Raw genomic sequence first — 13,616 nt, forward strand, 5'->3', positions numbered from 1 at the left:
TGCATCGTGTCTAGTGGAAACCGGTGTCATTGACAATGCGGCCGTTAAGGGATGCGAAAGGGGTTGGGCGGGGCTACTTCAAGCCGTCTTCCGCCAGGGTGTAGGCGACGATCGCATTGGCGTGGCCATGGCCCAGGCCATGCTCGGTCTTCAGAAGCGCGACCAACTCCATGTGCTTGGCCGGATAGGCGCTCCGGACCACAGCCTGCCAGTCGGCGACCGGGCGTCCGTAAGTCTTCTCGATGGACGGGAAATAGGACGCCGGACCCTTGACCTTGCCGTCAGCCATCACCGTCTCCGAAGCTTGCAGGGGCCGTTGATGCCGTGGCGAAGCGGCGAGCACCACCAGAATCCGCTCTCGATGAAAGAGGGGTTTTAGGGACGAATTTCGACCCGTCTGGGACGCTACGGCCCCTCTCTCATAGAGAGAGGGAGGGGCCCGCGCCGCAGGCGTGGGAGGGTGAGAGGTTACAGCCTTTCCGGACCAGGCGGGGGGCAAGGCGGCGGATACAGGCCTTGGGATAGCCAGGACCGGCTGGGCCTTTTGCGCAACCCAAGTGGAGAGGCCGAGGATCAATCGGTGAGCGGTGTAACCTCTCACCCTCCCACCGCTTTCGCGGCGGGCCCCTCCCTCTCTCTATGAGAGAGGGATTTCGAAAGGCCGCTCACCACCCTGAGCAGACTTCAAAATTGTCCGCTTTCCGGTTCAAGCCCTGGCTTCAGTCGCCGCAGCCGTTCGATCACGGCATCGGTCCCACCGATCAAGCCCCAGCGCCCAACGCCGATCTGCTGTCCGCTATCCAAGGTGAGCAGCAGCAGTCCGCCCTTTGCCTCCACAGCTTCCAGTGCGGAGAGCAAAATGCTTCTTGCCGGGAGCGCGGAGATAACCAAGCGGTCGCCTTCCGATGCGATGCAAACGAACTCGCGACGAGCGAGAATGACCCAATGGGTCAGAACGAAGATAATCAGTAGCGGACTAACCAGGTAGGCTGCTGCGATCCAAAGCCAGAGACGATTGGTCATCCAAGGACGTGACGAGGTGTCGAAACCGGTCTGCATGGAGAAATGTGTAAAGGCGATGGCAGCTGCAACCGCGCAAACCGAAGCAATGCCGACCACCCACGGGGACTTTCGCGCAATCACAATCGGGGCGGTCATAGTTGCCAGGCTATAGTTACGATTGCTCGGAGCCAAGGGCAGCTAACCACCCCGTCCGGCCCGTCGATCCGTCTTTCCCGGAAGGGAGGCGGCGCCCCAACTCACCCCGTGCTTGACACCCGTAATAGCGGGTATAGCGTCGCCGAGAATTACGGATGTAAGCGTCATGCACATCACCTCCGCCGAAGCCCAGGTCATGGAAGCGCTGTGGCGCCGTCATCCCCTGTCGGCCGACGAACTGGTCGCCGAGGTCGGGGCCGCCCAGAGTTGGGGCGACGCCACGGTCAAGACCCTGATCAATCGCCTGCTGAAGAAGAAGGCGATCAAGTCCGAGCGGGCCGAGGGCAAGCACGGCTATCGCCCGCTGATCGAGCGCGAAGCCTATGTCCAGATCGAGAGCCAGGGCCTGCTGGACCGGCTGTTCGACGGCCAACTGGCCCCGCTGATCAGCCACTTCGCCCAGCACCGCCCGCTGAAGGCCGACGAGGTCGAGAAGCTGAAGACCCTGATCGCGGGCCTGGAAGAGAAGCGCTAGGCGTCCAGCGCCTCGCGCACCGCCGGCAGCCGGTTGCGGCTGATCGGCAGCGGCGCGCCGTCGTGCATCAGAAGCTGATGGCGGCCGCCGTCGCGCTCGAAACCGCGCACATGGGCGAAGTTGGCGATCACCGAGCGGTGGATGCGCAGGAAGGTCGCCGGCAGTTCGGCGTCCAGCCGGTCCAGGCGCGTGGCGTGCAGGAGGCGCCGGCCGTCGGTCAGCCGCAGCTCGACATAGTCGTCGGCTCCGACCGCGGCGACGATGGCGCTCAGCGGCACCCGCTCCACGCCGCGAGCCGAGGCCACCGTCAGGCAGTCAGGGCGATCGGCGGCGCGGGTGAGGGCGACCTCGCGGTCCTGGTCGTCGCGGCCCAGTCGGATGACTTCGGCCATCAGCAGCGGCAGCAGCAGGCCGGCGGCGAACAGGAAATAGGTCACGTCGGCCAGCCACTGGGGGAAGACCAGGCCCACGCCCAGGAATGCCAGCAGATAGGCCAGGGTCGGGCGGGCTGACGGGACGCGACGATAGACGGCGACCGCCGCGGCGATGGCCGCCAGGCCGACGCCGATCAGCAAGGCCAGCACGGTCTTCAGATCGAAGCCGGGCGCCAGGCACGACGCGCCGACCGCCGCCAGGGCAAGACCCATCAAGGGGCGGCGCGCCTGGGGCCAGAACCGGGTCACCGCATATGAGACCAGCAGCACGGCGAAGGCGGCGCTCAGGGCCCAGATGCCGACCAGTCGCAGGCCGTGCAGGGGGTAGGCATAGGGAACCAGGGCCCGCAAGGTTTCCAGCAGGGCCTGCAGGCCGGCGATCGACGCCAGGGCGGCCAGGGTCAGGCTGGAGGCGGTGCGTCTCAAGCCGTGGATCACGCCGAAGCCGAAGGCCGCCGCGAACAGGGCGCCGGCCGCCAGGAAGGTCACAGCCAGCAGCGTCGTGCGCTCGGGCCAGGGATAGGGCGCCACGATGAGCCCGCCGATGGGCGTGTCCAGCCGCACGGTTCCGTGGAACGACGACAGGTGGACGACGACGACATTGTCCGCGGGCCGCCACAGACGCTCGGGAATCGGAAAGGCGATCTGGTAGCGGCCGGGCGTCTCGGTCTGGCGCGACGCGCTGGGGCGTCCGTTGGCGCCCAGCGTCTGGCCGTTCAGCCAGACCTCGGAAGAGGCGACCCCGACGACATAGAAGGCGGTGGCGTTGGCCCCGGCCGGACGCTGCACGACGGCGCGCAGCCACAGTTCGCGGCCTTGCGGATCGATGACGCCTTCGACCGGGCGGCAGTCGCGCAGGACAGGCGTCGGCCCGCCCGTGTCTGCATGGCACGCCTGCCACGACGTCTCCTGCGCCCGCGACGAAGACGGCAGGACGGCCAGGAGGAGAGTGATCAGAAACAAGCTGCGCCACATGGCCGGCACCCTAGCGTGTCGCTCACCGAAATGCGCATCCGTTCACCGAGGCAGGGCGACCGTTCGCCGAAGCGCGGCTTCACGGGCCCAGAAAGTCGGCTTCAACGGGAGCATGACCCAGACCTTCCTGAACCGCCGCTCTCTTCTCGCCGTCGCCAGCCTCGCGCTGCCCAGTGTCGCGCTGGCTCGCCAGCCTCAAGCCGGACCGTTCCGGTTCGCCAGCCGTAAGGGCCAGGAGGCCGACGCCGAGCGCGGCTTCTTCGAGGTCCCCGAGGATCGCCGCGACCCGCGCTCGCGCCGCATCCGCCTGGGCTATGTCCGCTTCCGCTCGACCGCCGCCAAGCCGGGATCGCCGATCGTCTATCTGGCCGGCGGACCGGGCGGGTCCGGCGTCGACGCGGCGACCGGCCCGCGGTTCTCGATCTTCATGGCGCTGCGCGAGGTCGCCGACGTCATCGCCTTTGACCAGCGGGGCGTGGGGCTGTCGGCCCATATCCCGGAGCGCCCGGCCTCGACCGCGCCCTGGCCGGCCCTGACGCATCAGGGCCTGACCCGCTGGGTCCGCGACGAGACCCAGAAGGCCTGGGTGGACTGGACCGCGGCCGGCGTCGCCATGGCCGGTTACAACACCGAGCAGAGCGCCGACGACATCGACGACCTGCGCCGCCACCTGGGAGCGGACAAGGTAAGCCTGTGGGGCCTAAGCTACGGCTCGCACCTGGGCCTGGCGGTGCTGAAGCGCCATGCCGACGTGATCGACCGCGTCGCTCTGGCCAGCCTGGAGGGCCTGGATCAGACGGTGAAGCGCCCCGCCCATATCGACGCCTTCATGCGGCGGGTGGATGGCGTGCTGGGTCAGGATTCGGCGGCCCGCGCGGCGATCCCGGACCTGCCGGCCCTGATGCGCCGCGTGCACGCCCGCTACGAGGCCAAGCCGGTGACGTTGAAGATCGACGGCAAGGACCTGACGCTGGGCGGCTTCGGCATCCAGATGCTGGCCTCGGGGATGGTGGCTAATCCGCCCAGCCTGTCGCGCCTGCCGGGCCTCTATCTGGCGCTGGACGCCGGCCGGACCGAGGTGCTGGCGCCGCTGCTGGCCGGCGTGGGCGGCCTCTTCACCATCGGCGGCATGCCCGAGGCCATGGACCTGGCGTCCGGCGTCTCGCCGGGGCGCCTGGCGCTGATCCGGGCGGAAGCCAAGACGGCGGTGTTCGGCGACGCCTTCAACTACCCGATGCCACACCTGCTGGGCGCGATCCCGAGGGTCGATCTGGGAGAGGACTTCCGGGCGTCATTCAAGATCGACACGCCGGCCCTGCTGGTCGCCGGCTCGCTGGACGGCCGCACGCCGCTGGAGGAGCAGGCCGAGGTGATCGCCCAGTTCCGCAACAAGGCGCAGGTCATGGTCGAGAACGCCGGCCACAACGTCTTCGAGGCCCATCCGGGCGTGCAGGACCTGCTGGTGCGGTTCTTCCGCGGCGAGACGGTCGGCGACACGACGCTGAAGCTGCCGCCGCCGACCTTTCCGTTAGCCTAGGCCCGCATCGCCTTGGCTTCGGGGGTCTTGGCGCGCAGCACCTTGCTGGCCACGTCCAGGCTGCGGACGGGGGCGGAGGCGTCCTCGTCTGCCGCCTCTGGGCGGCCGCGCAGGGCGGTGACGAAGTCGTCGCGCCAGGCGGTGACGTCCTCGCGCTGGACGTTGTCGAACAGGGCCTCCCAGCGGCGCTTGCGCTCGGACACGTCCATCGACAGGGCGCGTTCGAGGGCGTCGGAGATCTCCTCCGGGCTGTTGGGATTGATGATCAGGGCGTCCTTCATCTGCCGCGCCGCGCCGGCGAAGCGCGACAGGATCAGCACGCCTGGATCTTCCGGGTCCTGGGCGGCGACATATTCCTTGGCCACCAGGTTCATGCCGTCGCGCAGCGGCGTGACCAGAGCGGCCTTGGCGGCGCGATAGACCCCGGCCAGCTCGTCGCGCCGGTACGAGCGGTTCACATAGCGGATCGGCGTGAAGTCCATCTCGGCATAGGCGCCGTTGATGCGGCCGATCAGGCCGTCCAGCCGTCCGCGCAGGTCCTGATAGGCCTCGACCTCGTCGCGCGACAGCGGCGCGATCTGCAGCAGCATGACCTCGTTACGCATGTTGGGGTGGTCTGCCAAGAAGCGCTCGAAGCCGATCAACCGCTCTTCCAGACCCTTGGAATAATCGAGGCGATCCACGCCCACGACCATCTTGCGGAAGACGCTGTGGGCCATCATCCGGTCGTAGGTCCGCTGGGCGGTATCGCCCTTGACGATCGAGGCGAAGTCGTCGGCGTCGACGCCGATCGGGAAGGCCGCGGCGCAGGTCTTGCGGCCGAACGCCTCCAGCTCGCCACGAGCGTTCTTGGTCCCGTGGACCTCCGAATAGACGTAGCCCTCGAAGGCCTGCAGCGACTCCTCGGTCTGGAAGCCGATCAGGTCGTAGTCGAACAGCGCTTCGACCAGCTGCCGGTGGCGCGGCAGGGTGACCACCAGCTGGTGGGCCGGCCACGGGATGTGCAGGAAGAAGCCGATGCGGTTCTTCACGCCCATCCGCCGCAGCTCCTTGGCCAGCGGGATCAGGTGGTAGTCGTGGATCCAGACGATGTCGTCCGGCTCGATCAGCGGCAGCAGCGTCTCGGCGAAGCGCCGGTTGACCCGCTCATAGCCCTCGCCGAACGAGCGGTCATAGGCGGTCAGGTCGACGCGATAGTGGAACAGCGGCCACAGCGTCTTGTTGGCGTAGCCGTTGTAGTATTCCTGGTAGTCGGTCTCCTCGAGGTCGACGGTGGCGACCGTCACGCCCTCGATCCGCTGCATGTTCAGCTGACCGGTGAACTCGGGAATGGTCTTGCCGGACCAGCCGAACCAGATGCCGGAATACTCCCGCAGCGCGGCGGCCAGGGCCATGGCCAGGCCGCCGACGCTGCCTTCGCCGCCCTCGGCGGGGTTGGGCGGGTTGACCCGGTTGGAAACGACGATCAGCCGGCTCATGCGGGAATCCCCAGCTCGGCGGGCGACGTCAGGCCCTCCAGCCAGCGGGCGACGGCGTGGGTGTCGTCCAGGCGATAGCGAGCGGCGGTCGGGCGGGGCTGGCCCACCAGCACGCCGAAGCCGCCCAGGCGGGCGACGGCCAGGAAGCCGTCCTCGTCGGTCAGGTCGTCGCCGACAAATACCGGCGTCGCGCCCAGGAACGGGGCCTCGCGCAGGAAGGCGGTGACGGCCGCGCCCTTGTCGGCGCCGGGCGTGCGCAGCTCGACGACCATGTCGCCCAGCTGCAGGACCAGGCCCGTGGCCTGAGACAGGCGCTCGCCGGCCTCGATCACCGCTTCGGCGCAGCCGGGGGCGTTGCGATAGTGCAGAGCGACGGACAGGCCCTTGTCCTCGAACAGCAGGCCGCGTTCGCAATGGGCCAGCTCGACCAGGATGCGGCGCGCGTCGGCCAGGCCGGGATGCGGCTCGCGGGTGATCACCTGACCGTCGGCGGCGCGACGCATCAGGCCGTGAACGGCGCCGATGGCTTTGACGCCGCCGCCCAGGATGTAGTCCAGGTTCGACAGGTCACGGCCGCTGACCACGGCGACGCGCTCGTCGAACGCGGCGTGCAGGCGCTGCAGCAGCCGGGCGCGGCGAGGGTCGGGACCCACGTCGTCGGGACGCGGCATGATCGGCGCCAGGGTGCCGTCCAGGTCCAGGAACAGGGCCGTGCGGCGCGGAAGGTCTAGGGGCGGAGGTGGGAGCACGACGGACTCCGAACGCAGGACCGGCTGAGCGGCGGCCATGGCGAATACCCCCTGATCGGTAAGCAACATGCCGCACAGAACGCCGTGGCTGGCAGTTCGATCCCGACCTGACACTTAAGTTCGCCGGATTTTCGCCCCAATGCGAACGGGGCTCATATTTTGGGCAGAGGAGCCGAAAACCCCGCCCTTCGACAGGCTCAGGGTGAGGTTTTCTACTTCCGGCGCTGCATTAGCCCTCACCCTGAGCTTGTCGAAGGGCGAGGGCGGCCCTGGGGCGGTCGACGGTTAGAACAGCAGCTTCCGGGCGCTGAACTGGATGACCCGGCCGCGGGGGTCCAGGTAGTCGGGCTGGTAGTTGATCGGCGTGGCGCCAGTGGCGTCGCGCACGGTCTGGCGCTCGTCGAACAGGTTGTTGATCGAGAAGGTCAGCCGCGTGCCGCGCAGGATCGGGTGCTTCTGCACCAGCTCGCGGCGCACGCCCAGATCGGCGAACAGGCGCAGATTGACGGTCGCCAGGCTGGAGAAGTCCAGGTCCCGCGACGCACCGCCCAGGCCCGCGCGGACCTGGCTGGCGCTCTTCCAGTTGGCCGACAGGCGCGCGCCCAGGCCGTAGCGGGTCAGGCCGGCTTGAGCCTCGATCTCGTTGCGCGGCTGGCCGCCGCCTGAGCCCAGGACGTCGCCGTCCAGCAGGTCCAGCGCGGGGATGCCGTCGGCCACCACCACCTGCTCACTGATATGGACGGTGTGGTAGAGCGACATCTGCAGGCGCGTGGCGCGTGGGTTGCCGCCACCGCCCCGGCCGCCGAAGCCGCGACCGCCGCCGCCAAAGCCGCCGGGACCGCGCGGGCCGTCGCCGCCGAAGCGGGGACCTTCACCGCCGCCGCCGGGGGTCATGCCGGGCGCGCCGTCGGTGCGCGGCGCAGCGTTGTCGTCGGGACGGTTTGGTTGCTCGCCTTCGGCCGACGGTGGGCGCGGCGGTTCGTCGTTCTGACCGCGCTGCGCAAGGGCTTCCCCGCCGGGCGCGGCGGCCGCGCCACCTTGGCGACGCCAGCCGCCGGCCGGCGGGGGCGGGGTCTTGCCGATCTGGCGCGAGTAGTTGAAGCCCCAGCGGACCTGCTCGCTCTCGCGTTTGACGAAGTTGACCGGCCGGGTGTCGATGCGGATCAGGTCGCCGTCGGCGTCGCGCTGGAACCGATCGGGGAAGGCGGCCTCGACCGCCGCCGTGGCGGCCGGGAAGCTGGCCACCGGATTGTCGATCCGCGTGCGGCTGTAGTTGGCGTTCAGGGTCAGGCCGGTGACCTGGACGGGCCGGAAGTTGACGCCGACGCGCAGGGTGTTGCGCTCCTCGCCCTTCAGGTTCGGATTGCCGCCGGTGATGCGGGTGACGTCCACGGTCTGGCCGCGCACATAATCGAACACCCGGGCGTCGGGCGTGGTGACCAGCGGATTGGCCAGCTGGGCGATGCTGGGGGCGTTTTCCTGGCGGCTGGCCTGGACCGTGAAGCTGATCGGGGCCAGCGGCGACCAGTTCACGCCGCCGCCGATCGTGGTCAGGGCGCCGTAGTCCGAGACCTGGCGCACGGCCAGGTTCAGGTTGGTCGACAGATCGCCGATCCCGGCGCGCACGCCCTTGCGGCGGCTGGCCAGGGGCAGGTCGAAGCTGACCTGGGCGTTGGCGTCGCCGCGCGACTGCTCGCTGTCGACCTCGACGCCCGAGCGGATCGACGTGCCCTTCAGGCGCGAACCGCTGACGCCGACCTTCAGGGTGGTCGAGAGGTCGCCGGCCCGCAGCTTGGCCAGGGCGCGGTTGGCGACCAGCTGCAGATCGGCGCTGTCGGTGGTCGAGCGGGCGCGGTCCTGAGTCACGGGCAGGCCGCCCAGCGCCGCGAACGGGTTCAGGGTCGGGTCCAGGGCCGCCAGCCGCGACTGCACGCCGGTCAGCTCGACGCCGCGGTCGGTCAGGGTGCGGCTGATCGTGCGGTCGTAATTGCCGGTCAGCGACAGGCGCAGGGTCTCGGTGTCGCGGTTCAGGGTGAAGCCGGCGTGGCCCTGCAGGCTGCGCGAGGTCTGGCCCAGGGCCGGGAACTCGTTGAGATAGCGGTACAGGACGGTGTCCTGGCCGAACGGCGAGAACGGGCTGGCGCCGGGGATGCGAAGGGCCGCGCGGGCCGGACCCGACAGCGACTCGCTCTTGTTGGCGGTCAGGCCCAGGTTCAGCGTCGCCGAGACATTGTCCCAGAGGTAGCGGTTGGTGACGCTGTTGATCGACACCTGCTGGCTGGCCGGCAGCAAAGTGCGGCTATCGGACAGGTCGATGGTGTTGGCCACGCCGGCGCCGGGCAGGAAGGCCGACAGCGGCTGGGCGCCGGTCGCGGCCGAAGCGGGGACGCCGGCTACGGTGACCGGGGTTCCAGCCAGGGCGCTGAGCGCCGTCAGCGGCGCGCCGGTCGGCGTGGCGACATTGCCAACGAAGTCATAGAGGCCGCTCTGGGCGTTGCTGGTCAGGTCGCGGTCGCTCTCGCGCAGCCAGTCGCTGTTCTGGACCTTGATCGCCAGGTTGGTGCGGCCCTGGCGGTTCAGCTGCAGCCGGCTCCAGGCGCCTTGCTGGCTGAGTTGGCCACCCTCGGCCGAGCCGCCGATCTGGGCGTCGACCGTCGCGGCGCGGAAGCGCTGGCGCAGCACCACGTTCACGACCTTCTGGTCGGCCGCATAGCCGTACTTCAGCGCCACTTCTTCCGGCAGCACCTCGACGCGCTGGATGGCCTCGGTGGGGATGTCGCGGATCTCGCCCATGCCCGAGATGCGCCGGCCGTTCAGCAGCACCACCGGCGCGCCGCCCAGGCCGCTGGTGGTCTGGGGCGTCAGCTCGGACAGCAGGTCCTCCATCGACGACACCCCGAACGAGCGGATGTCGGCGACGCTGAAGGTCTCCTCGGGCTTGATGTCGCCGACCACCGCGCCATAGGGCTTGCCGCTGGCAGTGATGGTGACGGCCTCGACCTCGGTCTCGTCCAGGTCCTGTGGCGTGACGGGACGCTGCGCCTCGGCGGGCGGCGGGGCAGGGGCGGGGGCAGTCTGTTGCGCGTGAGCCGCGCCGGACGCGACGACTCCCAGGACACCGACCAGGGCCAATTTGCGGCTCATGGACGCGTTCTCCGATTCAAATATGTCCCTGGCTTGCACATCGCCGCGTTGCATGACGAGCGCATTTCAGTTTTTGGCTTTGTTGCAACAATGGTGTGGCTGCAAAAGCTCAGCGCACGGCCGTCCACGGCTTGCTGAGCAGGACCGCGCAATTGATCAGGCCGACCAGAGAGTAGGTCTGGGGGTAGTTGCCCCACAGCTCGCCGTCCGCAAAGCCGATGTCCTCCGACAGCAAGCCCGCGCCGGTGCGGCGTGACAGCATGTCCTCGAACAGCTCGCGGGCCTCGTCGCCGCGACCGGACATGTGCAAGGCTTCGATCAGCCAGAAGGTGCAGATGTTGAACGCCGTCTGCGGCGAGCCGAAGTCGTCAGGAATGGCGTAGCGCAGCAGATAGGCCCCGCGGCGCAGGCCGTCCTCGACCGCGGCCAGGGTGGCCAGGTTGCGCGGGTCCTCGGCCTTGTGGAAGCGCAGGTCCACCAGCTGGAGCAGGGAGGCGTCCAGCACGTCGCCTTCGAAGGTCGCCGAATAGCGGCCCAGCGTGTCGTTCCAGGCGCGGGTCTCGATGACCATCCGCACCTCGGCGGCGCGGGCGTTCCACAGCGCCGCCTTGTCCTTCAGGCCCAGCTTCTCGGCGGCGTTGCCCAGCCGATCGCAGGCCGCCCAGCACATGGCCGAGGAATAGGTGTGGACGTTGGCGCGGCCGCGGAACTCCCACAGGCTGGCGTCAGGCTGGTCGTGCAGCTTGTAGGCGCGCTCGCCCACCGGCTCGAGGGCCTCGAAATCCTCGACGGTCGCCGGGCGCAGCAGGCGCTCGTCGAAGAAGGCCTGGACGGTCGACAGCACGATCTGGCCGTAGACGTCGTGCTGCAGGTGCTCGAACGCCTGATTGCCTACCCGCACCGGGCCCATGCCGCGATAGCCGGGCAGGTCGGGGGCGAAGCGCTCGGTCAGGGTCTCCTCGAAGCCCACCCCGAACAGCGGCTGGATGTGACCGCCCTCGGCACGGTCGACGATGTTGCGCAGATAGCCCAGATAGTTCTCCAGGATGTCGACCGCGCCCAGCCGGTTCAGGGCCTGGACCACGTAATAGGCGTCGCGCAGCCAGCAGTAGCGGTAGTCCCAGTTGCGCTGGCTGCCCTCGTGTTCGGGGATCGAGGTGGTCAGGGCCGCGACGATGGCGCCCGTCTCCTCGTGCATGCACAGCTTCAGGGTGATGGCGGCGCGGATCACGGCCGACTGCCAGTCCAGCGGCAGGGCCAGGCCCCGCACCCAGAGCTTCCAGTAGTTGTCGGTCTCGCGCAGCATGCGCTCGCAGGTCTGGGCGACGTCGGCGTCGAAACCCTCGTCCGGGCCCAGGAACATGGCGATCGGGCGTTCCAGCCGGAACGTGCGCTCCTCCAGGATGTGCGAAACCGGCGCGTTGGTGGTCAGGCGCAGGGTCATGTCCGCGCAGCGATAGCGGATGTGGTTGGAGCCGGAGGTGTGCTCGGCCACCTTGGCGCCCCAGTCGGCGGTCGGACGCAGGCGCAGGGTGACGCGGGCCACGCCGACGATCGGGCGGATCAGCCGGATATAGGCCGTCGGACGGAACGTACGGCCGAACTGCTGGTAGCGCGGGCAGAAGTCGATGATCTCGATCCGCGCGCCGTCCTGGTCGGCGATCTCGGTGCGCAGGATCGGGGTGTTGCGCAGATAGCCCTGGCGGACCTCGGCCTGGTGGTCGACCAGCACCTCCCACACGCCCTTGGCGTCGGGACCGTCGGGATCGGCGTCGTCCAGCAGAGCGCTGAAGATCGGGTCGGAATCCACCCGCGGCGCGCAACCCCAGACGAAACGGCCGGCGGTGTCGATCAGGGCGCTGACCGCGCAGTTGCCGATCGGATAGAGGTCCAGCGTCTTCTTGTTCACAGTCTTGTCCGTCATTTGGGCCCTCTACGCGTACATCCCCGGTCCGGGTGAAACCAACGGTGTGGCTTGCGGGTTCCTGTCCTTGAAAATCCGGTGTCGGGCCGGGGTTTGGGTTCGCCTTTCGCGATCGTGGCGTTGACGTCACGACCCAGCGCCCGCCATCTGAAATCTTAACGCGGCCTGGCCGCACCAGTGCGGCGAGCTGTTCGACGGTGATGCGAGTTAAGAGATCCTGCGCCCTGCTGGCGGCGTCGCTGAGCCTCCTGGTCGTGGACGCCGCACAGGCGCAGTCGCAGCGTCCTGTGCTGGCCGGTGGCCGCCAGGTTCAGAACGTGCCGCTGGTGGCGCCGCGTCCGAACACCTTTCAGCCCGACATTTCTGCCGTGCAACTGCGGCCGGATCAGGTCGAGATCCTGCGCCGCGTGCTGGGCGACGCCCATACCCACGGCTTCAAGCTCGGCCAGTTCGCGCCCGAGCGCGCCCAGACCCAAGCCCAGCTGATCGGCATGACCCTGGCGTACGCGAAGGCCGTGCGCACCGGTCAGCTGCCGGCCAGCGGCTTCAAGAACGAGTGGGGTCTGCGTCCGGCGGCCTACGATCCGACGATCGACTTCATCAACGCCGTGCAGCAGGACCGCCTGGCCCCGTGGCTGGACGGTCTGCCGCCGCCCTATACCGGCTACCAGACGCTTCGCGTGGGCCTGGCGACCTATCGCGACATCGCCGCCCGCGGCGGGTGGCAGCCGATCGCCGCCGGTCCGGACCTGAAGGAAGGCTCGACCGGCGCTCGCGTCGTGGCGCTGGAAGCGCGTCTGGCCGCCGAGGACCCGACCATCGCCGTCGATGGCGCGCCGATCTTCGACGCGGCCCTGACCCAGGCCGTGCAGCGCGCCCAGAAGCGCTTTGGCCTCAATCCCAGCGGCATTGTCAGCAAGCAGACCCTGGCGGCGCTGAACACGCCGGTCGAGCAGCGCATCGACCAGATCAACGCCAACATGGAACGCTGGCGCTGGCTGCCCCAAACCCTGCCGGCCGATCGCATCCAGGTGAACGTCGCCGCCGCCATCCTGTCGGTGTTCAGCCGCGACACCCCGACCCTGACCATGCGCGCGGTCACCGGCCGTCCCGGCGACGAGACGCCGATGCTGCAGTCGATGATCCACTCGATCGTGCTGAACCCGCCGTGGAACGTGCCCCAGTCGATCGCCACCAAGGAGCTGTGGCCCAAGGAGCGCAAAAGTCCCGGCTATTTCCGCCGCAACGACTTCATCGTCATCCCCACGGGCGGCGGTGGTTCGCGTCTTCAGCAGAAAGCCGGTCCGCTGGCGGCGCTGGGCAAGGTGAAGTTCGACTTCAACAATCCCTACGGCGTCTATCTGCACGACACCCCCAGCCGCGCGCGCTTCGACAGCTTCAGCCGCCTGGCCAGCCACGGCTGCGTGCGCCTGCAAAAGCCGATCGAACTGGCCAAGGCGCTGCTGGCCGGCGACCCGGTCTGGACCAATGAGAAGATCGACGCGACCCTGGCCGGCGGCGACACCGTGCGGGCCAAGCTGCCGCAACAGATTGCGGTGTTCCTGCTGTACTGGACGGCCTATGTGACCCCGGACGGGCAGGTGAATTTCCGCGACGATCCGTATGGCTGGGATCGTGATCTGGTGCAGCGGATCGCCGCACTGTGAACCGGCTCCGCTTGC

The 13,616-nt window shown here is 68.8% G+C and carries 10 protein-coding genes; 3 read left to right on the top strand and 7 right to left on the bottom strand.

Going from position 1 to position 13,616, the window contains the following annotated elements; translation table 11 throughout:
* Positions 1-73 precede the first annotated feature (73 nt).
* Positions 74-289: a DUF4287 domain-containing protein gene (locus ABDW31_RS21300; RefSeq protein ID WP_184720664.1), complete on the bottom strand. Its 216-nt coding sequence runs from the start codon at positions 287-289 to the stop codon at positions 74-76.
* A 395-nt stretch (positions 290-684) separates the two neighbouring features.
* Complete coding sequence (locus ABDW31_RS21305) at positions 685-1,158, bottom strand: hypothetical protein (RefSeq protein WP_184720663.1); 474 nt, start codon at positions 1,156-1,158, stop codon at positions 685-687.
* A gap of 166 nt (positions 1,159-1,324) precedes the next feature.
* Here ABDW31_RS21305 and ABDW31_RS21310 point away from each other — a divergent pair, with 166 nt between their 5' ends.
* A complete protein-coding gene (locus ABDW31_RS21310; RefSeq protein WP_343699500.1) occupies positions 1,325-1,693 on the top strand; it encodes a BlaI/MecI/CopY family transcriptional regulator in 369 nt (122 codons plus the stop codon).
* On the opposite strand, the gene ABDW31_RS21315 is transcribed toward ABDW31_RS21310, so the two are convergent.
* Positions 1,690-3,090 (bottom strand): LytTR family DNA-binding domain-containing protein, encoded by a 1,401-nt coding sequence (locus ABDW31_RS21315; protein WP_343699501.1) that lies wholly within the window; start codon positions 3,088-3,090, stop codon positions 1,690-1,692. The genes ABDW31_RS21310 and ABDW31_RS21315 overlap by 4 nt on opposite strands.
* A 124-nt stretch (positions 3,091-3,214) precedes the next feature.
* On the opposite strand from ABDW31_RS21315, the gene ABDW31_RS21320 reads away from it, so the two are divergent.
* A complete protein-coding gene (locus ABDW31_RS21320) occupies positions 3,215-4,639 on the top strand; it encodes an alpha/beta fold hydrolase (protein ID WP_343699502.1) in 1,425 nt (474 codons plus the stop codon).
* Here ABDW31_RS21320 and otsA read toward each other — a convergent pair.
* From otsA to ABDW31_RS21340, 4 genes are all read right to left on the bottom strand, one after another.
* Positions 4,636-6,117 carry an alpha,alpha-trehalose-phosphate synthase (UDP-forming) gene (otsA, locus tag ABDW31_RS21325; RefSeq protein ID WP_343699503.1) on the bottom strand — a complete coding sequence of 494 codons (1,482 nt, stop codon included), beginning with the start codon at positions 6,115-6,117 and terminating at the stop codon, positions 4,636-4,638. The genes ABDW31_RS21320 and otsA overlap by 4 nt on opposite strands.
* Positions 6,114-6,905: a trehalose-phosphatase gene (gene otsB / locus ABDW31_RS21330; RefSeq protein WP_343699558.1), complete on the bottom strand. Its 792-nt coding sequence runs from the start codon at positions 6,903-6,905 to the stop codon at positions 6,114-6,116. Before otsB ends, otsA begins: the two co-directional genes overlap by 4 nt.
* A 246-nt stretch (positions 6,906-7,151) precedes the next feature.
* Positions 7,152-10,010 (bottom strand): TonB-dependent receptor, encoded by a 2,859-nt coding sequence (locus tag ABDW31_RS21335; protein ID WP_343699504.1) that lies wholly within the window; start codon positions 10,008-10,010, stop codon positions 7,152-7,154.
* 109 nt (positions 10,011-10,119) lie between these two features.
* Positions 10,120-11,934 (bottom strand): glycoside hydrolase family 15 protein, encoded by a 1,815-nt coding sequence (locus ABDW31_RS21340; RefSeq protein ID WP_184720647.1) that lies wholly within the window; start codon positions 11,932-11,934, stop codon positions 10,120-10,122.
* Between the two features lie 197 nt (positions 11,935-12,131).
* Here ABDW31_RS21340 and ABDW31_RS21345 point away from each other — a divergent pair, with 197 nt between their 5' ends.
* On the top strand, positions 12,132-13,601 hold the full coding sequence (locus tag ABDW31_RS21345) for a L,D-transpeptidase family protein (RefSeq protein ID WP_343699505.1): 1,470 nt from the start codon (positions 12,132-12,134) through the stop codon (positions 13,599-13,601).
* Positions 13,602-13,616 lie beyond the last annotated feature (15 nt).

The organism is Caulobacter sp. (assembly GCF_039596335.1).
Lineage (GTDB): Bacteria > Pseudomonadota > Alphaproteobacteria > Caulobacterales > Caulobacteraceae > Caulobacter.